This window comes from Novosphingobium sp. TCA1, assembly GCF_009811895.1.
In the GTDB taxonomy this organism is placed as follows: Bacteria; Pseudomonadota; Alphaproteobacteria; order Sphingomonadales; family Sphingomonadaceae; genus Novosphingobium; species Novosphingobium panipatense_A.
This window is the reverse complement of the sequence record NZ_BLJH01000009.1, coordinates 136,497-157,534: the sequence shown is the minus strand read 5'-3', so window position 1 is coordinate 157,534 and position 21,038 is coordinate 136,497. Positions and strand designations below refer to the sequence as shown.

At 67.0% G+C, this 21,038-nt stretch carries 18 protein-coding genes; 10 read left to right on the top strand and 8 right to left on the bottom strand.

Annotated features, from left to right (window positions below):
- Nucleotides 1-38: 38 nt before the first annotated feature.
- Complete coding sequence (locus NTCA1_RS12980) at nt 39-1,001, top strand: transporter (protein ID WP_159830843.1); 963 nt, start codon at nt 39-41, stop codon at nt 999-1,001.
- Here the strand turns inward: NTCA1_RS12980 and NTCA1_RS12975 are convergent, their stop codons facing one another.
- Nucleotides 1,002-2,333 (bottom strand): MFS transporter, encoded by a 1,332-nt coding sequence (locus NTCA1_RS12975; RefSeq protein ID WP_159830842.1) that lies wholly within the window; start codon nt 2,331-2,333, stop codon nt 1,002-1,004.
- Between the two features lie 105 nt (nt 2,334-2,438).
- Nucleotides 2,439-3,146: a GntR family transcriptional regulator gene (locus NTCA1_RS12970; protein ID WP_086493104.1), complete on the bottom strand. Its 708-nt coding sequence runs from the start codon at nt 3,144-3,146 to the stop codon at nt 2,439-2,441.
- A 215-nt stretch (nt 3,147-3,361) separates the two neighbouring features.
- On the opposite strand from NTCA1_RS12970, the gene NTCA1_RS12965 reads away from it, so the two are divergent.
- The 7 genes from NTCA1_RS12965 to NTCA1_RS12935 are packed head-to-tail and all read left to right on the top strand — an operon-like array spanning nt 3,362 to nt 9,830.
- A complete protein-coding gene (locus NTCA1_RS12965) occupies nt 3,362-4,345 on the top strand; it encodes a PDR/VanB family oxidoreductase (protein ID WP_159830841.1) in 984 nt (327 codons plus the stop codon).
- Between the two features lie 14 nt (nt 4,346-4,359).
- Nucleotides 4,360-5,454, top strand: coding sequence for an aromatic ring-hydroxylating dioxygenase subunit alpha (locus NTCA1_RS12960; protein ID WP_159830840.1), 1,095 nt, complete (start codon nt 4,360-4,362; stop codon nt 5,452-5,454).
- 22 nt (nt 5,455-5,476) lie between these two features.
- Complete coding sequence (locus NTCA1_RS12955) at nt 5,477-6,358, top strand: gallate dioxygenase (protein WP_159830839.1); 882 nt, start codon at nt 5,477-5,479, stop codon at nt 6,356-6,358.
- A 3-nt stretch (nt 6,359-6,361) separates the two neighbouring features.
- Complete coding sequence (locus NTCA1_RS12950) at nt 6,362-6,724, top strand: protocatechuate 3,4-dioxygenase (RefSeq protein ID WP_086493100.1); 363 nt, start codon at nt 6,362-6,364, stop codon at nt 6,722-6,724.
- 26 nt (nt 6,725-6,750) lie between these two features.
- Nucleotides 6,751-7,803, top strand: a complete 1,053-nt coding sequence (locus NTCA1_RS12945; RefSeq protein ID WP_159830838.1) for an aromatic ring-hydroxylating dioxygenase subunit alpha — start codon at nt 6,751-6,753, stop codon at nt 7,801-7,803.
- Nucleotides 7,800-8,843, top strand: a complete 1,044-nt coding sequence (locus tag NTCA1_RS12940; protein ID WP_159830837.1) for a PDR/VanB family oxidoreductase — start codon at nt 7,800-7,802, stop codon at nt 8,841-8,843. The genes NTCA1_RS12945 and NTCA1_RS12940 overlap by 4 nt, the downstream gene beginning before the upstream one ends.
- Before the next feature lie 36 nt (nt 8,844-8,879).
- A complete protein-coding gene (locus tag NTCA1_RS12935) occupies nt 8,880-9,830 on the top strand; it encodes a LysR substrate-binding domain-containing protein (RefSeq protein ID WP_159830836.1) in 951 nt (316 codons plus the stop codon).
- 211 nt (nt 9,831-10,041) lie between these two features.
- On the opposite strand, the gene NTCA1_RS12930 is transcribed toward NTCA1_RS12935, so the two are convergent.
- Nucleotides 10,042-11,607 carry an alginate export family protein gene (locus tag NTCA1_RS12930; RefSeq protein WP_086493097.1) on the bottom strand — a complete coding sequence of 522 codons (1,566 nt, stop codon included), beginning with the start codon at nt 11,605-11,607 and terminating at the stop codon, nt 10,042-10,044.
- A gap of 243 nt (nt 11,608-11,850) precedes the next feature.
- Here NTCA1_RS12930 and NTCA1_RS12925 point away from each other — a divergent pair, with 243 nt between their 5' ends.
- Nucleotides 11,851-12,978 (top strand): alpha/beta fold hydrolase, encoded by a 1,128-nt coding sequence (locus NTCA1_RS12925; protein ID WP_236549292.1) that lies wholly within the window; start codon nt 11,851-11,853, stop codon nt 12,976-12,978.
- Between the two features lie 3 nt (nt 12,979-12,981).
- Here NTCA1_RS12925 and NTCA1_RS12920 read toward each other — a convergent pair whose 3' ends face one another.
- From NTCA1_RS12920 to NTCA1_RS12905, 4 genes are all read right to left on the bottom strand, one after another.
- A complete protein-coding gene (locus NTCA1_RS12920) occupies nt 12,982-13,884 on the bottom strand; it encodes a shikimate dehydrogenase (protein WP_086493095.1) in 903 nt (300 codons plus the stop codon).
- A gap of 28 nt (nt 13,885-13,912) precedes the next feature.
- Nucleotides 13,913-15,262 carry an MFS transporter gene (locus NTCA1_RS12915; protein ID WP_159830834.1) on the bottom strand — a complete coding sequence of 450 codons (1,350 nt, stop codon included), beginning with the start codon at nt 15,260-15,262 and terminating at the stop codon, nt 13,913-13,915.
- Nucleotides 15,263-15,420: 158 nt separating this feature from the next.
- On the bottom strand, nt 15,421-16,338 hold the full coding sequence (locus tag NTCA1_RS12910) for a LysR family transcriptional regulator (RefSeq protein ID WP_086493093.1): 918 nt from the start codon (nt 16,336-16,338) through the stop codon (nt 15,421-15,423).
- A gap of 99 nt (nt 16,339-16,437) precedes the next feature.
- On the bottom strand, nt 16,438-17,802 hold the full coding sequence (locus tag NTCA1_RS12905; RefSeq protein WP_086493092.1) for an amino acid permease: 1,365 nt from the start codon (nt 17,800-17,802) through the stop codon (nt 16,438-16,440).
- 421 nt (nt 17,803-18,223) lie between these two features.
- On the opposite strand from NTCA1_RS12905, the gene NTCA1_RS12900 reads away from it, so the two are divergent.
- The gene (locus NTCA1_RS12900) at nt 18,224-19,528 is read left to right on the top strand and encodes a methyl-accepting chemotaxis protein (protein WP_159830833.1); all 1,305 of its coding nucleotides are present in this window, start codon (nt 18,224-18,226) and stop codon (nt 19,526-19,528) included.
- Between the two features lie 57 nt (nt 19,529-19,585).
- On the opposite strand, the gene NTCA1_RS12895 is transcribed toward NTCA1_RS12900, so the two are convergent.
- Nucleotides 19,586-21,034 carry an efflux transporter outer membrane subunit gene (locus NTCA1_RS12895; RefSeq protein ID WP_159830832.1) on the bottom strand — a complete coding sequence of 483 codons (1,449 nt, stop codon included), beginning with the start codon at nt 21,032-21,034 and terminating at the stop codon, nt 19,586-19,588.
- Between the last annotated feature and the right edge of the window lie 4 nt (nt 21,035-21,038).

Below are 21,038 nucleotides of genomic sequence, written 5' to 3'. Positions count from 1 at the left end.
ATTTTCAGGCTCGTTGCAGCAGTCAGGCGAGACGAGTCATGAAAAAGGTCATGCTTTGCGCGGCAGGCGGAATTCTCGGCCTCTGTTGCGCTGCGCCCGCGCAGGCCACCGATGGGGCGGCCTCGCTCTATCTGCTGGGATCGGGCGGACCGGGGGCGGCGGTGATGCCCCCCGTCGAGGGCATCTTCTACGACAAGACGATCTACGTCTATGACGGCGATGCCGGGCGTTCCCGCGAGTTTCCGCTCAACGGCAGGGTGGTCGCCGGTCTGGACGCGACGATCGTGGCGGATTTCGAAACGCTGCTCTTCGTCCCTTCGACCAAATTCCTGGGCGGCACGCTGGCCGTGGGCGCGATCATGCCGCTCGGCGCGCCGATGCTGGATGTGGAGGCGGTCCTGACCAGACCGGGCGGACCGGCCCTTTCCGCGTCCCGGCGCGATTCCACGCTTACGGTCGGCGATCCGGTGGGCCTCGTCATGATGGGTTGGCATGGCGAGAAGTTCCATGTCCAGGTTTCGAGCATGGTCAACGTGCCGGTGGGCCATTATCGCGAAGGGCAATTGGCCAATCTCTCGTTCCACCGCTGGGCTGCCGACGGTTCGCTGGCCCTGAGCTGGCACGATACCAAGTCGGGCTGGGATATCTCGGGCAAGGCCGGATATACCTACAACGGCAAGAACCGCACGACCGACTACGACAGCGGCAACGAATTCCACGCCGAAGCGGCCGTGGAAAAGGCGCTCTCCCCTGCCTTCTCGCTGGGTGTGCAGGGCTACTACCTCAAGCAGGTGACGGGGGACAAAGGCCCGCTCGGCCCGTTCAAGGGCGAGGCGGTGGGGGTTGGCGGAACCGCCGCGCTCAACGTGACCATGGGCAGGAGCCCGGCCACGTTTCGCGCGCGCGTCCTTCAGGAAGTGGACACCACCAACCGCCTCAAGGGCACGTCCTTCTGGCTGGATTTCTCGATCCCGCTGAAGATGAACATTCCGGCCCAATGATCATGCCGCTTCCCTCCTGAACGAGGGCAGGGCCGTCAGGATCGTCAGTGCCAGCAGCATCGGCACGGCCAACGCGATGCAATAGGCCGCGCGGCTCCAGCCGCCGTCGATGAGCATGCCCGCCAGATAGGGGCCGAGCACGGCGCCGATCCGTCCGCCGCCCAGCCCGATCCCGGTTCCGGTGGCGCGGGTGGCGGGCAGGAAGACTTGCGGCAGGATCGTGTAGAGGCAGGTGATCGAGGTGTTGAGGAAGAAGCCCGCCACGAAAGCGGTCACGATCAGCATGCCCGCCTGCGCCGGTGCAAGGCCGAAGGCGGCAAGGGCCAGCGCCATGCCGAGGAAGACGACGGCGGAAAGGTTGCGCAGGCCGAAGCGGTTGGCCATCAGCCCGAACAGCAGGCAGCCGATCGCGCCCGCCACGTTCATCATCAGCGAGGCATAGATGCCGATGCTGTCGCTGAAGCCGAGCTCGGACAGGATCTTGGGCGTCCAGCTGATCGTGAAGTAGACCGTCGCCATGACGCAGATGTTGAGCAGCAGGACCAGCACGGTCGACTTCAGCATCTCCCCCCGGAACAGGTCGGCGATGCTGCCTTCGCGGGCTCGGGCGTCCTTTGCGGGTTCGGGCAGCACGGCGAGCGGCATCTGGTTCAGGCGGGCGCGCACGCGGTTGATCTTGTCCAGCGCTCCCGCAGGGCGCCGCGCGGTCAGGAACTGGATCGATTCCGGCAGGAGCCAGAGCACCAGCGGGATGAGCACGGCCGCTGCGGCTGCGCCCAGCACGTAGACCGCGCGCCATCCGAAGGATTCGATCAGCGGCACCGCCGCCAGGCCGCCGATCGTCGCGCCCACCGGATAGCCTAGCGCCATGCACGATATCGCCAGGCTGCGCCGCCGCGCAGAGGCATATTCCGCCACGACCGTGTTGATGCTGGCAAGAATCCCGCCGATGCCCAGCCCGGTGACGACGCGGGTCAGCGCCAGCGATTGCAGGCTGTCAGTCAGGGCGGAACTGGCCATGCCGATGGTGAGCAGCGCCAGGCAGAACAGGATCGCCGGGCGACGCCCCAGCTTGTCTCCCAGTGGAGAGATGGTGAAGGCGCCGATGCCCATCCCGGCCAGGCCCGCGCTGAACAGCCCGCCGATCTGCGTCGGCGAAAGGCCCCACTCGCGCGAGATGGCAGGGGCGGTGAAGGCTATCGCCAGGACGTCGAACCCGTCCAGCGCATTGATCAGCACGCAGACCCCGATCGCCGCGATCTGGAATGCCGTCATCTTCTCGCCGGGATCGGCATGTTGCGGATAGGGCGCGGCCCTGGCGATCGTTACCATCGGTCATCCTCCATCGCGCCTTGGTCCGGCGCTTTGGAGGTCATGCTAGGGGCAGGCGGGCGCCAGAGGCCTATCGCATTGTCGGTGCGAGCTATGTCGCTACCGTTATAGCGCGCGGCGTAGCGTCTCTCCCATCGCCATGCTGCTTTCCTGCGTCGTGGCATGTTCGCGGAACAGCATCTCCACGCGCAGCGCGTCCCCGGCGCGAAAGGCATTGACGATGGCGTGGTGCTGGCGGTGTGCGAAGCGCATCAGTTCCAGGATCTCCTCCTCTTCGGTTTCCTCGAAGGCGATGACCTTGGGCGAGGTGAAGGGAACCACGTTGCAGCGGCCGATCAGGTCCTTGAGCAGGCTGTTGCCCGCGCCTTCCACGACCACGTCATGGAAGCGTTCGTTGAGCACGCCGTACTTTTCCTCAAGCGTGTCCGACAGGGCGGCGGCGGAGAGCAGCGCGTCGCCCTCGGCCAGCAGCACGGCGAGCCGGTCCGCCACGTCGCGGCCCTTTCCGGCCAGCACGATGCTGCGCGCGGCATAGCCTTCCAGCATGGCGCGCAAGTGCAGGGCGTCCAGGCTTTCCGCCCGCGTGAAGGCGCGCACGGCATAGCCGCGCCCGCCAGCGGGAACGACCAGCCCTTCCAGCGCGAGCGCGGGCAGGGCCTGCCGGATCGGGGTTCTCGACATGTCGAGGCGCTCGGCCAGCTCCACTTCCAGCAGCCGCTCGCCCGGCTGGAGCATGCCGCGCAGGATCATCTCGCGCAGGCGGGTAAGGGCGGAGGGTCTGCCGCGAACGGTCTGGGTCGCATCGGTCAACATCGGGGGCAACCTACAACAGCAAGCCTCGCATGGCCAAGAGGCTGCGGCAGCATCTTTGGATTCATTGTCTGGTATAATGGATCCATAAAGGCCGAAAACAGGCCTTTATTCGGGCGTATTGACAATTAATGGATACAATGTGAATCTCTGATTATCGAATCGCGACAGAGATCGCGGTGGCAATCGTCGCATTGCCCAGACAAAGGAGAGGTCGGGTGAAAGGCCAGTTGATCGATGTGGCGGTGGCAGGAATCCGCCAGCTGACGCCGCGCATTCGCGAATATGCCCTCGCCGCCGTGGACGGCGCGCCGCTCCCGCGTCCGGCGCCCGGCGCCCATGTCGAACTGCACACGGTCTCGCCGCTCAGCGGCCCTGTCGTGCGGCATTACTCGCTGGTCGGCGGCGAAGGGCTGGAGGACGATGCACCGGATCGCTACCGCATCGCCGTGCAGCGGGAGGACCGGCAGCGCGGTTCTGCCCATATCCACGATACCTTCGCGGTCGGCACGCGGCTCAAGGTATCCCGGCCGCGCAACAACTTTCCGCTCGACTTGCGCGACAGCCGCAGCCTGCTGATCGCGGGGGGTATCGGCATCACGCCGATCTACTCCATGCTGCGCAGCCTGGTGCGGCGCAAGCGCCCGTTCGAGCTGATCTACACCGGGCGCGCCGCGGAGCAGATGGCCTATGCCGATGACGTCGCCCGGCTGGCGGGCGCCTCGGGACGCCTCCATGTCAGCGGAGAGGCCGCCGCGCGCCACCTCGACATTCGCGAACTGCTGCTGCGCCAGAGCGACGACACCACCGTCTACGTCTGCGGCCCGGCGGCGATGATCGACGCCGTCCATGCGGCGGCCGGGGATCTCGGCTGGCAGGAGGGCCGCGTTCGTTCGGAGCGCTTCACGGCCGGACCTTCGCCGGACGACGTGCCTTTCGAAGTCGAGCTGCGCCGTTCGGGCCGGACCCTGGGCGTCGGGCGCGATACCAGCATTCTCGATGCGCTGACCGTGGCCGGGATCGACGCCCTTGCCGATTGCAGGCGCGGCGAATGCGGCCTCTGCCCGCTGCCCGTACTGGAGGGCGGCGAGCGCATCGACCACCGCGATTCCTACCTGAGCGAAGAAGAGCGCGCCGCCGGAGACACGCTGTGCATCTGCGTGTCGCGCCTGCGCGGCGGCACGCTCGTCCTCGACGCGTGATTGGGAGACATCACATGAATTCGATTACCGCCATTGCCGCCACGCCCTCCCCTCTGGAGATGGGACGCTTTGCCGACCAGAACACGCCGCTGGTGCGCGATTGCTGGTATGTCGCCGGCTTCTCTGACGAGATCACCCGCGACATCCTTGCCCGCCGCCTGCTGGGCGTGGACGTGGCGCTTTACCGCACTTTGGCGGGAGAGCCCGTGGCCGTGCGCAACCGCTGCCCGCACCGCTCCTTCCCGCTGGCGAAAGGGCGTCTCGACGGGGACGTGCTGGTCTGCGGCTATCACGGCATGCAGTTCGATCCCTCGGGGCGCTGCGTGAACATGCCCTCGATGCCGATCGTGCCGACCAATGCCAATGTCCGCGCCTTTCCCACCGCAGAGCGCGGCCCGCTGGTGTGGATTTGGATGGGCGATCCCGACCATGCCGACGAGAGCCTGATCCCGGACACGTCGTGGCTGGCCAGTCCCGGTTGGAAAAGCGTGCGCGGCAGCTTCCACATGAAGTCGGACTACGTGGCCATGCACGAGAACCTGCTGGACCAGACGCATTTCCCCTTCCTTCATCCCGGCACCGTCGGCACGCCCGAATTCGCGCGCTCCAAGCTGGATGTGCGACAGGAGGGCGATGTCATCGTCATCTACCGGTCGCTGAAGAATGCGCCGCCTCCGGGCATCTACGGCGTGCCGATGGGCCTGATGGAGCGCCGCGTCGACCGGTTTTCCGAGGCCCGCTTCGTCTCCCCGGCGCTGCACACCGCCTATGCCAGCGTGACCGACAACGAGGATCCCTCCGGCAAGGCAGAAGTCTACCGTTTCAACATCACCCATCTCATCACGCCCGAGACGCAGAATTCCCTCCATTACTGGTGGTTCAACTCGCGCGACCGGCGGCTGGACGACGAAGCGGCGGACGAGTTCCTGCGCAGCGCTTCGGAGCAGGCCTATCTGGAAGACGTCGATGCTCTCGAATGGATTTCCGAGACGGTGAACGCCGATGCGGAGCCGCAGTTCGACCTCAACTTCGCGCCGGACAAACCCGGACTGCTGATGCGCCGCTCCATCTTCGAACGCGCCGCCGCGCAGCAGGCGCGCGGGTACTGAACGCTCTTCAAAAGGACATACCATGGCAAGGATCATCGGCGGCATCGGCACCTCGCACGTACCCACGATCGGCGTCGCCTATGACAAGGGGCGGCAGGAAGACCCGGTCTGGGCGCCTCTGTTCGAAGGCTACAAGCCGGTCGCCAGCTGGCTCGCGGAAAAGCAGCCGGACGTTCTGCTGTTCTTCTACAACGACCACGCGACGACGCTGTTCTTCGATCTCTATCCCACCTTCGCGCTGGGCGTGGGCGCGCGCTTCCCGGTCGCGGACGAAGGCGCGGGGCTGCGCGGTCTTCCCGACATTCGCGGCGACGTGGATTTCCAGGCCCATATCGGCGAGGCGCTGGTGAACGAGGAGTTCGACCTGGCGTTCTTCCAGAACAAGCCGATCGACCACGGCATCGCCTCGCCCCTGCCGCTGCTCTGGCCGCATGAGCCGGACTGGCCGGGCACGGTCGTGCCGATCGCCATCAACGTCCTGCAATATCCGCTCCCCACCGCGCGGCGCTGCTACCGGCTGGGGCAGGCGGTGCGGCGTGCGGTGGAAAGCTATCCCGAGGACCTGAGCGTGGTCGTGGTCGGAACCGGCGGACTATCGCACCAGATTCATGGCGAACGGACCGGCTTCAACAATACCGAGTGGGACCTCGAATTCCTGGAACTGCTGCGCGACGACCCCGAGCGGCTGACCAGGCTCAGCCATGCCGACTATGTGCGGCTGGGCGGCGCCGAGAGCGTCGAGCAGATCATGTGGCTGGCGATGCGCGGGGCGCTGGGGCCGCAGCTCGATGAGGTTCACCGCAACTATTACCTGATGACCACCACCGCGATGACGGTCGTCACTTACGAGGAGCGCGTTGCCGGCGATCTTGCCGCGCCGATGCGCGAGCAGGAGGTGGCCTGAGCCATGTTCACGCAGAATCCCCAGACGCTGGGCATGCCGGAAGGCACTTACGTGTTCGACCTACGCACCTGCAATCGCCGCCTCGCCTTCAACCGCTTCTTCTGGAACATGATCCGCCCGGAAGCCCGCGAGGCCTTCTGGCAGGACGAGGAAGCGGCAATGGCCTCCGCCGGGCTGGACGATGAGGAAAAGGCCCTTGTCCGCGCGCGCGACTGGCTGGGCATCGTCCAATCAGGGGTGAACTTCTTCGTCCTCGAAAAGTGGGCGCGGGTGGTGCGCAAGACCAATCTCGAAGTCTACGCGATCATGCGCGGAGAGAGCCTCGAGGAATTCATGCAGACCCGGGCCGTGCCGCACGCACGCTGATGGCCGGGATCTTGGGAGAAGAGAACATGAAGCAACGCACATTCCCGATGAATGCGTGGTACGTCGCCGCGTGGGATGCCGAAGTGGGCCGCAGCCTGCTTTCGCGCACGATCTGCAATCGCAAGATGGTGCTCTACCGCAAGCAGGACGGGACGCCGGTAGCACTGGAGGATGCCTGCTGGCACCGGCTGGTGCCGCTCTCGATCGGATCGCTTCAGGGTGACGACGTGCGCTGCGGCTATCACGGGCTGGTGTTCGGCCCCAACGGGCGCTGCACCCACATGCCCTCGCAGGAGACGATCAACCCCTCGGCCTGCGTGAAGTCGTTCCCGGTCGTCCAGCGCCACCGCTTCGTCTGGGTCTGGCCGGGTGACGCGGCGCTGGCCGATCCGGCGCTGATCCCGGACCTGCCCTGGCCCGACCATGCGGAATGGGCAGGCGACGGCAGCATGACCGAAGTGAAGGCGGACTACCGCCTGGTCATCGACAACCTCATGGACCTTACCCACGAGACGTTCGTCCATGCCTCCAGCATCGGCAACGAGGCCCTGGCCGAGGCGCCCTTCGATGCCTTCCACGGCGAGCGCACCGCGCGCGTCGAACGCTGGGTGCTAAACGAGGAAGCGCCCCCGTTCTGGGCGGGGCAACTCGGCAAGCCGGGCAAGACCGATCGCTGGCAGATCATCAATTTCCTTGCGCCCTCGGTGATCTACCTCGAAGTCGGCGTGGCCCCGGCCGGAACCGGCGCGCCGGAAGGCGATCGTTCGCAGGGCGTCGATATGCGGGTGCTGCACCTGCCCACGCCCTCGACGGACAAGACCTGCTATTACTTCTGGGCGCACCTGCGCAATTACAACATAGGCGATCAGGGCCATACCCGCCGCGTGCTCAATGCTGGCGGCGGCATCATGGTCGAGGACGAGACGGTGATCGAGGCACAGCAAGTAGCCATCGACGAGCATCCCGACCACGTCTTCTACAACCTCAACATCGACGCGGGCTCCATGTGGGCGCGTCGGGCGATCGACCGGATGATCGCGGCCGAGGAAGAACCCTATCTGGCGGAGGCAGCGGAATGAGCGCGTCGGCAAAAGCGGCGGGCGCTGCACTGAACGCCCATTGGACCGAGGCGCGGGTCGCGGCGATCCGCGACGTGACGCCGACGATCCGCGAATTCACGCTGGCGATGGACAACATTCGCGCCTGCCCGCCCGGCAGCCATCTGCGCGTTCGCGTCGATCTGGGCGACCGGCAGGACCATCGTTCCTATTCGGTGGTCGAAACCGACGGCGCGGTACTGCGCATCGCCGTCAAGCTTCAGCCGGAAAGCCGGGGCGGCTCGGCCTTCATGTGGGGGCTGACGGTGGGAGACACCCTGGCCGTCGATGCGCCGCGCTGCGACTTTCCCTTGACCTACGGCGCGCCGCATTACCTGCTGCTGGCGGGCGGCGTCGGCATCACCCCGATGGTGGCCATGGCACGGCAACTGGCGGCGCGCGGCGCTGCGCTGCGCATGGTCTATGCGGCGCGCTCATCCGAGGAATTCGCCTATCGCCGCGAACTGGAAGACCTGCTGGGCGAGCGGCTAACGCTGTACCCGTCGGACGGGGAGACGGCGCTGGACCTCGCCGCCGAGATCGACCGCCTGCCGCCGGACGGCGAACTCTACATGTGCGGGCCGCTGGGCCTGATGGAAGCGGTGCGGCAGGCCTGGGAAGCGGCCGGTCGCCCCCGCGCGAAGCTGCGCTACGAAACCTTCGGATCGAGCGGCAGCCACCGCGCCGAGGCCTTCACGGTCAAGGTCCCGCGCCTCGGCGCCGAAGTCGTGGTGCGCGAGAACGAATCCATGCTCGACGCGCTGGAAGCGGCGGGCGTGGAAGTGGTCTTCGAATGCCGCCGCGGCGAATGCGGTCTCTGCGCCGTGGACATCGTCGAGGCCGAAGGGGTTGTCGATCACCGCGACGTCTTCCTTTCGGCGCGGCAGCACCGCGAGAACCGGCAGATGTGCGCCTGCGTCTCACGCGTGGCGGGCGGCTGCGTGACGATCGACCCGGCCTGGCGCGGCGACGGCGCTTTTGCTTTTGGGGGAGGCGAAGCGGCGTTAAGGGAAACGGCATGAGCGGCGGACCGGCCGCCTGAGGAGAATACGCAAGCCTTGGCCCATTACCTCGAACAGCGGCTGAAGATCCGGCACCTCAGGGTGATCGACGCGCTGGAGCAGCACAAGAGCCTGCTCCGCGCGTCGCGCGCCTTGCGGGTCAGCCAGCCCGCGCTCTCGCGCACCTTGCAGGAAGTCGAGGAGATCATCGGGGCCGAGATCTTCGAGCGCCACCCGCGCGGCGTGCGCCCCAATGCGACCGGCAAGGTGCTCACCGCCACGGCGCGCAAGCTGCTTTCGACCATCCGCGATCTCGAAACCGAACTGGACCGCCTGTCCGACGGACAGCAGCGGACCATTCGCGTCGGGGCCTTGCCGGTGGCGGCGCACGGCCTTCTGCCTGCGGTGCTCGCCAATGCGGGAAGCCGCACGGCGAACCTCTCGATCTCGGTGGTGGAGGGCAGGACCGACCAGATGATCCCCTCGCTGCTGTCGGGCGAGATCGACGTGATCGTGGGGCGCCTCTATCCCCCGGCCCAGTCCGACGGACTGGAACGGCGGGTCCTCTACAACGAGCCGATTTCCCTGGTCGCGCGCAGCGACCATCCGCTTTTCGCGATGCCCGCGATCTCGGTTGCCGAAGTCCAGCGCTTCAGCCTCGTCCTGCCTGCCGTCAGCACGCTGATGGAGCGGGACGTGCGGGAAATCCTGCGCCAGATCGGCCTCTCCACCGATGCCGCGGTGCAGTCCACTTCGGTCGGCTTCATGCGCGAACTGCTGCTTTCCGGCAATTTCGTCAGCGCGGTGCCGCGCGTGCTGGTGGCGGGAGACCTGGCGCGGGACATGCTGCGCATCCTGCCGGTGGTAATCCCCGCCGCCGCGCGTCCTGCCGGGATCATCCATCGCGGCAATCTCGGCGATGCGGGCAAGCTGCTGCTCGCCGAGCTGGAGCGCGAGGTCGCCCGTCTTGAAGAGAGCGACATCGTGGAGCTGCCGCTGCGGGATTAGGTTCACTCCGTTTGAAAAATGCCCATCCGGGCATTTTTTGCGGCACCGGCCCACACCCCCACCCGACCTCCCATCAGGATACACTCGTGGGAGGTCGGGTGGGGGTGTGGGCCGGTGCCGTAAGCCTTCGATGGATGTCGAAGGCGTACTCAACAAAGACTCGCCGGTGCCGCAAAAATCCGCCTGCGGCGGATTTTCAAACAGACTCTTCTCAGAACCGGAAGTCCGTCCAGAAACCGAAGTAGTCCGAATTGCGCCCACCGCCCGATTGCAGGGAATCGCTGGCGATGAAGTGCGTGAAGTAGAGGTGGAAGCTGAGGTTCTTCGTCGCGAGGTAGTCCATCTGAAAATTGAGGCCGGTGCCGACGAAGCGCTTGCCGTCGGTGGGGCGCAGCAGCGGGAAGTTGGTCGGCCCGGCATAGACCGCGTCGGCGGCGGTATCGCGCCAGAACCATTCCGGGCCGGTCACGACTGTCAGCTTCTTCGACGGTTTCAGTGTCAGGGTGGGCGTGATGTCGATCATGTTCGACATGTTGAGCCAGCCCGCATCGCTATAGAGCGGGGTGCGCGGGAAGGGCGGGGCGAAAGTGCCGATCTTGCCGTCGTTAGGGTCGTCATCGCCGCTGAACCAGTTGAAGCGGCCGCCGATGCGCGGTTTCAGGGGCGCCTGGGCAAACGTATAGCCGCCTTCCAGCAGCATGCCCCAGGCCTTGATCTCCTGCCCGGCGAAGCTGCCGGTCTGATAGGTGCCCTCGGCGTCGTAGTCGAACCCGCTCGCCCGGCCTGACAGGCGCAGGCCCCAGCTTCGGCGGCTTTCGGTGCCGGTCAGCGTGGTATAGCGCGCATTCTCGCGGTAGAGATCGTACCAGTAGAGGTCGACCGCGAGATTGGGCACGACCAGGCCCGGCGCGGTGGCGAAGTAGACGCCGTTGAAATGGCGCCCGTCCTCGGGGCCGTCGTCGAAAGTGCCGGGTTCGAACGTGACGGGCTTCACTGCGAAGGCATCGAGCCGGAACTTGCCCTTTTCGATCAGCGTGCCGCGCACGCCCTGGTAGACGTAGCGCACGTTCACGCCGTCGCGCAGGCCGACGAGCTTGCCGTTGCCGATCGGCATCTCGAAGCGACCGGGGCGCAAGGTCAGGCTGGTCGTCTCACCCAGCGGCAGGGTCACGTCGATGAAGGCCTGGTTGATATCCAGCTTGTCCCGGTTGGGCGGGGTCGCGAAGTCCTCGAAGAACTCGCGGTTGTCGCCCAGTTCGAAGAAGGCGCGGACATATTGGCCGAGATGGAGATCCGCCACGAGCCGCAGCCGCTGCTGGAGGGCGGAGAGCTTGTCCTTGCCCTTGGCGCCGAGGTTGAGCGCGCTCCAGTAGGTATAGTTGTAGCGCGCCTCGCCGCCGATGGAGAGATAGACATCCGGGTCGCTGCCGAGCGGGAGATAGCGCAGCACTTCCAGCGGTGAAGTGCGCCTGGCCGGATCGGCAAGCGGCGACCAGTCCTCGGTCCAGCGCAGGCTCTGGGGGGTGAGCGGTGTGGCCGGACGGCCGCCGGGGACGGGCTCGGGAATGGGCGGCGAGGCGGGCGGCGGCACCGGCGGCGGCGCGCCGATCTCCACCGGTGGGGGCGGCAGCGGCTGGTCGACCACGATGGCGGCACTCATGTCGGATGCGGCGCTTGCGGATGCGGCCGGAACGGGCGCGGCGAAGACAGGGGTAGCCAGAGACAGCAGCGCACAGGCCGCCGTCATCTGCGGGAACAGGCCACGGGCCGGGGTCATGGGATGCGTCCTCTCCGCCTGCTGTGCGGGTCGTTGCTCTTTTGTCACCACCTTGGGGCGGCACTGGAGAGGTTACGCATGGCGGGCCGGATAGGGCGTATGCTTTCCGCCGCGCCCGCTATCACCATTTCCGATAGCCCTGTCATGCCGGATCGGCATATCGCGGCCCGCCAATTGAATAGGACAGGCCTTGCCGCTGCTCGCTACCCCGGTCGGGAAAGCGAGCAGCGAAAGGAAAAGCCCGTGCGACAAACGATCATCCTGGTGCCCGGCCTGCTGTGCGACGCGGCGGTGTGGGAACATCAGGTTCGCGGGCTGGAACCGGACCACGCGGTGCTGGTCGCCGATCTTCGCGCCTTCGATTCCATCACGGCCATGGCGCGGCATGTCCTCGACATCGCGCCTGCCCGGTTCTCGCTGGCAGGTCATTCGATGGGCGCACGCGTGGCGCTGGAGGTCGTGCGCGCGGCGCCGGAGCGGGTGGACCGGCTGGCCCTGTTCGATACCGGCATTCACGGCCTTCGCGACGGGGAGGCGGAGCGCCGACAGGCCCTGATCCGGCTGGGCGAGGAAGAGGGGATGGGCGCCCTGGCCGAGGCATGGCTGCCGCCGATGGTGAAGGAAGGGCGGCTAACACAGGACGCGGCCCTGGACCGGGCATTGCGCGCCATGGTGGAGCGCATGAACCCGGCGATCCACCGCAACCATATCGCGGCGCTGCTCGGCCGTCCCGATGCCCGCGCCGCGCTGTCCGCCGTCCGTTGCCCGCTGCTGGTCGGCGTGGGCGAGGAGGATCGCTGGAGTCCGCCGTCCCAGCACGAGGAGATCGCCGCCGCCGTGCCGGGTTCGCGCTATGTGGTCTTCGCGGATAGCGGGCACATGGCGCCCATGGAAAGTCCCGAGGCGGTAACCGCCGCCCTGCGGGACTGGATGCAGATGCCGTCTGCTCGGGAGCCGGGAAATACGCCGGGCGACGTGCTGGCGCGGGCCATGGCCGAGCAGGCGATCGCGGCGCAGATCTATCGTTTCGCGCAAGCGAACGATGCGCATGACCATGATGCCCTGGCGGAGATGTTCACGCAGGACGGCACATTCGCGCGGCCCACCGAGCCGGACCGGCCGGTCGAGGGGCGCGAGGCGATCCGCGCCTTCTTTCGCGATCGCCCGGCGCGGCGTACCCGGCACGTCATGGCGAACGTCGTCGTCGATTTCCTGAGCGAAACCGAGGCGCGCGCCCGCAGCTATGTCGTGCTTTATAGCGGCGAAAGGGGCGAGACCGTCCTGATCGGCGACTTCGACGACAGGCTGGTGCTGGAAAGCGACCGGGTCTGGCGCTTCGCAAGCCGCAGGGGTTCGCTCGCTTTCACCTGATCGTCAGATCGCGGTGTCGCGGGTGGGGCTGGCCGCTGCGCTGGCTGCCGCGAAGTCCGCGAGCATGCGTGCCACGTCGGGCTCACGTCCGGTGAAGCGTGCGAAAGCGTGCGCGGCCTGCATCACCGCCATGCCGCCGCCGCCCAGCGTCGCGCAGCCGATCGATCTGGCGGCCTTGAGAAGCTCCGTTTCGAGCGGGAAGTAGATCACGTCCGAAACCCACATGTCGCGGGTCAGCAGTGCGGGATCGAACGGCAGGCCGGGGTGGCTTTCCATGCCCACCGGCGAGCACTGGACCACGCCGTCCGTGCCGGAGATCGCTTCCGCCGCCGACCCTGCGGCGATCACTTCGGCTTCGGGGAACAGCGCGCCGAGACGCTGCGCCAGCGCTTCGGCGCGTTCGGTGGCGGGGTCGAAGATCGCCAGCCGGGCCGCGCCGATGTCGAGATGGGCATAGCCCACCGCCGAGGCCGCGCCGCCGGCGCCGACCATCGCCACCCGCGCACGCGGGAGCACGCCGAGCGCGGCGAGGAAGCTGGCGCGGTAACCGGACCAGTCGGTATTGTCGCCGATCAGCCGTCCTTCCCGAAGCAGCACGGTGTTGACGGCGCCGAGCCGGGCGGCGGCATCCGACAGCTCGTCCATCAGCGGCACGACCGCCTGCTTGAAGGGGTGGGTGACGTTGGTGCCGTCGAAACCCAGCGCGGCCATGGTCATGAGGAACGGGCCAAGATCTTCCGCGCCGAAGCCGACCACCTCGCTGTCGAGAATGCGGTAGACCAACGGCAGGCCGAGCGCCTTCGCTTCGGTTTCATGCATGGCCGGGCTGCGCGATGCGCCGATGCCGGAGCCGATCAGGCCGCAGAGAAGAGACGAGCGGGAGGGAGCCTCAGCGGGCGTGGTCATTGTCTAGTCCTTGGGGGTTATGGCAGGCTCAACGCTGGCCTGGCATGCGTATCAGGGTGACGGCGAGGCCGGCCAGCACGGCAGGCACCGCGAAGATGGCGAAAATAGCCGAAAGCGGCACCTTCTCGGCCAGCAGCACGCCGCCCAGCATCGGGCCGATGACGGCACCGATGCGGCCCACGCCCATGGCCCAGCCAAGGCCGGTGCTGCGCACTTGCGGCGGGTAGAAGCTGGTGGCGAGCGGATAGCAGCCGTTGAAACCGCCCTGGATGAAGGCGCCGATGAAGAAGGCGGTCAGCAGGGTTGCGGCGATCGTCATGGAAACCGCGCCGAACACGACGAGGGCGACGGCGGCCAGCACCATGTAGAGCAGGATCAGGCGGCGCAGGTCGATACGGCTGGCGATCAGGCCGATCGAGGTGATGCCGATGAAGGCGCCGATATTGTAGACCGCTCCGGCGTAGATCGCCTGGGTCGAGGGCAGGCCCGCTTCGACGGCGAGCTTGGGGATCCAGCTGATCACGAAGTAGAGCGTCATGAAGCCGAAGATCGTGGCGGTCCAGAGCAGGATCGTGCCCATGGTCCGCCCTTCGCCCAGTACGCCCCGCAGGCCGATGGAATGGGCTTCGGCCGTGCGGCGCTCGGGCAGGGCCGCCAGCGTCGGGCGGCCGAGCGAGGCGAGCAGGCGATTGGCCTTGGCGAGCGCGCCCCTGGGCTGGTGCGCCAGCAGGAAATCGACGGATTCGGGCAGGAGTGCCCAGACCAGCGGCAGTGCCAGCAGGCAGAGCGTCGCCGCGCCGAGCAGCATGGCCTGCCAGCCGTGGGTGTCGATCTGGTGGGCGACGATGAAGCCGGTGAGCGTCGCGCCGACCGGGTATCCGGCCTGGAGGAAGCCCACCGCGAAAGTGCGGTGTTTGGCCGGCGCATATTCGGCGGTCAGCGCGGCCATGCTGGCCAGCACCGTGCCGATGCCGATGCCGACCACGAAGCGCGAGACGATCAGTTCGGCGATCGATCCGGCAAATGCCGATCCGAACATGGCCGCCGTCATCATCACCAGCGAGGCGATGATCAGCTTGCGGCGGCCGAACTTGTCGGCCAGCGGCGCGATCAGCAGCCCGCCCGCGGCCATGCCGGCCAGGCTGGAACTGAAGACCACGCCCAGGCTTTCGGGGCTGACCTTCCAGTCGGCGGAAAGGGCGGGGGCGACGTAGGAGAGGATGAGCACGTCCATGCCGTCCAGCATGTTCAGCAGGAAACAGATGGCGACCACCAGCACCTGCCGCGCGGTCCAGCCGTCGACGTTCTGCGAGGCGGACTCGCCGACCGTCACGTAAGGGCGCACGGATACCGATCCGGCGGCGGAATAGCTGGCCATGGTAACGCCTTTCCCATCCTCAGCGGCGCTTGCCTCGCGCCTGTTGTCATCGAGCCTGTCGTCGCCCGGCCGCTCGGTGCCGGGACTTGTAGAACCTTGCGAGCTTGATGACGGTGTTTGATCCGGGGGCGCATTGCCAGACATTGCGGGACTGTGACTTATAGCGTTATGTTATGGGCGATAACTCTTGGCAGGTTCATCAGGATGTTGCGGGCGATCTCCTCGAAGGTCTCGCCCACCAGCGTGCGGGCCACGTCCAGGTTTCGGCTGACGTAGACCGGCAGCAGGCCCGGCGACTCGAACTCCAGGAAGCGCACGGTATCGGCATGGGGCTGCATGGCGGTGAAGCTGTCGACCAGCGCGATGCCCATGCCTTGCGCGACGAAGGCCACGGCGGTTTCGGCGAAGCGGATGTAGGTGGAAACTTCCAGTTCCTCGCCCGCATCGGCATACATGCGGGCGATGATCCGGCCGTGGGGCGTGTCTTCCCGGAACGACTGGATACGCGCGCCCTTGAGGTCCGCCACGGTGATCCGCTCGCGTTCGGCCAGGGGGTGTCCGGCGGGAACGGCGCAGACCATGCGGCCGTTGCCGATGCGGCTGGACAGCACGTTGGGATGGTCGATCGGGAAGACGGTCAGCGCATAGTCGCCGCGCTGGAGCGCCAGCCAGTCGTCCGCCTGCTCCACGGAGAGGATGTCGAACTGGATGGTGAGGTCGGGGTAGTTGGCGGTGAGCCGCGAAAGCATCTGCGGCACCACCGAATGCCCCAGCGAGGGCGAGGCGCCGACCCGGAAGGTGCGGTCCTCTCCCTTGGCCAGACGGCGCACGACGTGTTCGAGATCGCTGAAGCCCTTGTAGATCTGCTCGATCTCCTCGAACAGCACGCGGGCTTCGGACGTCGGCACCAGCCTGCCGCGCGTGCGGTCGAACAGGCGGAAGTGGAGCTTGTCCTCCATGTGCCCGAGCATGCGGCTGAGGCCGGGTTGCGACGTACCCAGCATGCGCGCGGCGCCGCTCACCGTCTTGGTGATCATCACCGCGCGGAAGATCTCGATCTGCCTGATGGTCAGCATGGCTTCCGGCTAGCACGCCGCCGGGGATGCGCCAACCGCGCGGTTGTGCCGGGGCCTTCGACAGGCTCAGGCTGGGCGGGGTTGGGGTTGCCCCCCCGCTCAGCCTGAGCTTGTCGAAGGCCTGCCGCGAACAAAGTAAAGTACGGCGCCCAGCACGTTCCAGCAGAGGCAGGCGATCAGCGTCTTGGTCGGCAGGCTGGCGAAGAGGTAGAGGCAGCCCAGGATCGTCACCACGCCCACCGCGATTCCGGCGGGCACGCGGAACGGACGGTGCGCCTCGGGCGCGCGTTTGCGCAGGACGATCAGACAGGTGCCGACTGCCGCGAAGGCGATCAGGGTGCCCGCATTGGCCAGCGCCGCGATCTCCGAAATCGGCAGGATCCCGGCCAGTACCGCCACGATCACCGCCGTCATCGTCGTCACCCGCACCGGGGTTCCGCGCGTGGAAAGCTTTGCCATCGAGGCGGGCAGGAAGCCGTCGCGGGCCATGGCGAGGAAGATGCGGCTCTGGCCGTAGAGGAAGCCCAGCAGCACGGTGGGCAGCGCGATCACGGCGGCTATGGCGACGATATGGGCCACGCCCTCGCGGTTCATCTGGCGCAGGATCAGAGCCAGCGGCTCGGGGCTGTCGGCAAAGCGCGCGAAAGGCATGGCGCCGATCGCGGCGGCGGCGACGAGGACGTAGACCAGCGTGCAGATCGCCAGCGAGCCGATGATGCCGATCACCAGGTCGCGGCCCGGATTGCGGGTCTCCTCGGCGGCGGTGGAGATCGCGTCGAAGCCGTAGAAGGCGAAGAATATGATCGCCGCAGCCGCCATGACGCCGCGCTCCACGCCGTCCGGGCTCATCGACTTGCCGAAGCCGAAGGGCATGAAGGGCGAAAGGTTGGCGGCGTCGAAGGCGGGCAGGGCCACTGCCACGAAGAGGCTGAGGGTGAGGATCTTGATGACCACCAGCACGGTGTTCACCCGCGCGCTTTCGCGCGTGCCGAAGGCCAGCAGACCGGCGACGACGGCGATGATGAAAATGGCGGGCAGATTGGCGATGCCGCCCAGCTCCGGGCCTTCGGTCAGGGCCTTGGGAAAGCCCAGCCCGTGCAGTAGCGGCGCGGCATAGCCCGACCAGCCCACAGCGACGGTCGAGACCACCAGCGAATATTCGAGGATCAGGCTCCAGCCGACGATCCAGCCGATGGTGTTGCCCAGCACCTTGTGGCTGTAGCTGTAGGCGCTGCCTGCGGTGGGCATCATCGTCGACAGTTCGGCATAGGCCAGCGCGGCGCAGGCGCAGATGGCGCCGGCAATGGCAAAGGAGAGCAGCACGGCCGGTCCCGCGCGGTCGGCGCCGACGCCGATCAGCGTCAGGATGCCGGTGCCGACGATCGATCCGACGCCCAGCGCCAGCAGATGGGGCCACGAAAGCGTCTTGGGAAGCGCGGCGGGGACGTTGGGCGCGGCGGTCATCTTGGTCTTATCCTCTCGATATGGATAACGCCCTAGCATCCGTGCGCAGACGCGCAAGTTTGTTACGCTGCTTGCAGCCTCAATCGTGCCCCCGGGGAAAGGCGCCGTGAAGGGCCGCCGCGCTGCCGATGTTAGCCGACATTGTTGCGATCTTCTCGCAAAATTCTGCCCTTGGCGATTATTGTTCTGAAAAACATGGCAATTTCATGGTTCACTTATGAACATTGCAATCGTTTTGGGAAAATAAGCTAACATAAATCGATTGTAATAATATCGATTACAAAATGTAAATTCCCCAATATTGGACATAAATTTCAAGATAAGGCGTGGCCCCATCCGTTTCTTCTATAATGCCTGAAGGATATTCGACGCGGAAGAGAACTCTCTCCGGGTCGGTCAGCTCAGGGGTGGGGGAAATCCGATGGGATGGTACAAGGCCAATGCGCCAATTCGTCTTAAACTGCTGATCGCATTCGGCAGCTTCGTTGCGCTCGTGGCGCTTTCCGGCGCCGCCAGTCTGTTCGTTGGGGAGGATGCCGGCCACTGGGTGGCGCTGGCGGCTACCGTGCTGGCGCTCGGGCTGGCGGTGGTCTGGCGGGAGGCTATCGCCGGGCCTTACGTTACGACGGTGGTGCGGATGGAGGGGCTGGCAGCGGGCGATCTCGACAGCCCGATCGAATTCACCGAATACCGCGACTGCGTGGGACGCCTGACCCAGGCCATGTTCCAGTTTCGCGCCACGGCCCAGGCCGAAATCGCCGCGAACGAAGAAAGCCGTCGCGGCGCGCTGATCGTGCAGGGCATGGCGGAGAATTTCCGCAGCCTGGCCGAAGGCGATCTGACGGCCGACATCGTCGAGGACTATCCGGCCGAATATGCCGCGCTGAAGGTCAGCTTCAACGAGGCGCTGGCCAGCCTGCGCAGCCTGCTGGGCTCGGTCAAGGCGAGCACCCAGAACAGCCTGACGGGTTCGCGCGAGATCGCACAGGCCTCGGAAGACCTGGCGCGGCGAACCGAGGGCAATGCGGCCAGCCTGGAGCAGACGGCGGCGGCGATCCAGCAGATCGACGAGCGGCTCAAAGCCACGGCCCAGGCGGCGACCCGCTCGGTGACGACGTCCGAACAGGCCATGGGCGCGGTGCTGGAAGGCCGGGCGCGTACCGACGCGGCCGTCCAGGCGATGAACCGCGTAAGCGACAGTGCCAAGGGCATCGACGGGGTGATCGAGGGGCTCGACAAGATCGCCTTCCAGACCCGCGTTCTGGCCATGAATGCCGCCGTGGAGGCGGGCCGCGCGGGCGATGCGGGGCGCGGTTTCGCGGTCGTGGCGGATCTCGTCTCGGCGCTGGCCATGCGGGCGGAAGAGGAATCGAAGCGTGCGCGCGACCAGCTCGGCGTCACCCAGACCGATATCGAGGCGGCCGTGGAAGCGGTTCACAAGGTGGATTCCGCATTCGGCGTGATTTCATCCTCGGGCGAGGAAGTGACCCGGCTGGCGGGCCAGATCGCTGCCGACAACGACGCCCAGGCCGCCGCCATCGGTGAAATCAACACGGCCGTGGGCGCAATGGATCACGCCACCCAGCAGAACGCGGCCATGGTCGAGGAAACCTCGGCCGCCGCACGCAACCTTTCTTCGGAAATCGCCGCTCTGGCGGCGGAAGCCGATCGTTTCCGAATGGGACCGCCCATGCCCGGCCTGCGCCTCATATCGCGGCAGGGTTAAGCGGTTTCGCTGCGGGTGCGCTAAGGCTCCCCGACTTTATCGGTCGGGGAGCCTTTTTCATTTCCAGGCGAGTCCCAGCGCCTTCTGGATCGCGACATAGTCCGCCGTAAGCGCGGCGCGGGCCGAGACGAGGTTCTGTTCGGCGCTGTTGCGCTGCCCCCGGGCGTCGAGCAGGGCGATGCGGGTGGCGGTGCCGGCCTGGAAGCGCTGCTCGGTCAGGCTTTCGGCCAGCGCGGCCTTGTCGCGCGTGCGGGCGAGCGCGGCTACGGTGACGCGTCCCTCGCGGTAGCGGGCCAGCGAATCCTCGGCATCGCGCAGGGCCGTCAGCACGGTGCCGCGATAGCGGGCCTCCGCTTCGTCGCGCACGGCTTCCGCCTGCCCGACCTTGGCCTTGTTGCGGCCGAAGTCGAGGAAGCTCCAGCTCAGCTGGGGCGCGGCGAGGGCAGTGAAATCGTCCAGCTTGCCGAGATCGCTGATCTTCGTGCCGCCGATGCCGATCAGCCCCATGAAGGAGAGGCGCGGGAAACGGGCGGCTTCGGCCTGGCCGATCTTGGCGGTATCGGCAGCAAGCTCGCGTTCGGCGGCGCGGATATCGGGGCGGTTGGCGATGAGGCGGGCCGGATCGCCGACGGGGACCGCCGCGGGCGGCAGGGGAATCTCGCCCGCCGGAGCCAGCGCTGCGTCCAGAGCCCCCGGCGCCTGCGCGGTGAGCGTGGCCAGCGCGTTCATGAAGGCGTCGCGTTCGGCCGCGAGCGGTGCGATCTGGGCGCGGGCCGAGGCGAGCTGGCCTTCCGCCTGCGCCACTTCCATGGCCGTGGCGGTGCCGCGTTCCAGCCGCTGGCGGGTCAGGCCGAGCGCTTCTTCCTGCCAGGCGATCGACTGCTGGCCGAGGGCGATGCGCTGCTGCCGGTCGCGCAAGTCGAGATAGGACTTGGCGACATTGGCGGCGATGCTCACCTGCACGTCAGCCAGGCTGGCCTCGGCGCCTTCGATCCCGGCGCGGGCGGCCTCCACGGCGCGGCGCTGGCCGCCGAACAGATCGATTTCCCAGCTGGCGTTGAAGCCCAGATTATAGAGATTGAGATCGGTGCCGTCGCCGCTGCCGCCGCTGTCGGAGCCGGAATCGCTGCCGGAATCACTCTGGCCGAAGGCGACGCCGGGAACATGGGCATGGGCGTAGAGGGCGGACGCGCTGGCCTTGGGGCCAAGGTTGGCGCGCTGTTCACCGAGTGCGGCCTGGGCCTGCCGCAGGCGGGCTTCCCCGGCCTTGACGTCGGTATTGCCGGCCAGCGCGCGGGCGATCAGGTCGTCCAGCAGCGGATCGCCGAGCGGCTTCCACCAGTCCGCGACAGGCGGCGCGGCGGTGACGGCCTGGGCGTCGCCGCGCACGAAACCGGCGGGGGGCGCGGCGTCGGACACCGCCTTGGGCGGACCGGCATAGTCGGGGCCGACGGTGCAGCCCGCCAGGATGCCGGTCAGGAGAGGCAGGAGGAGAATGGAACGCATGGTG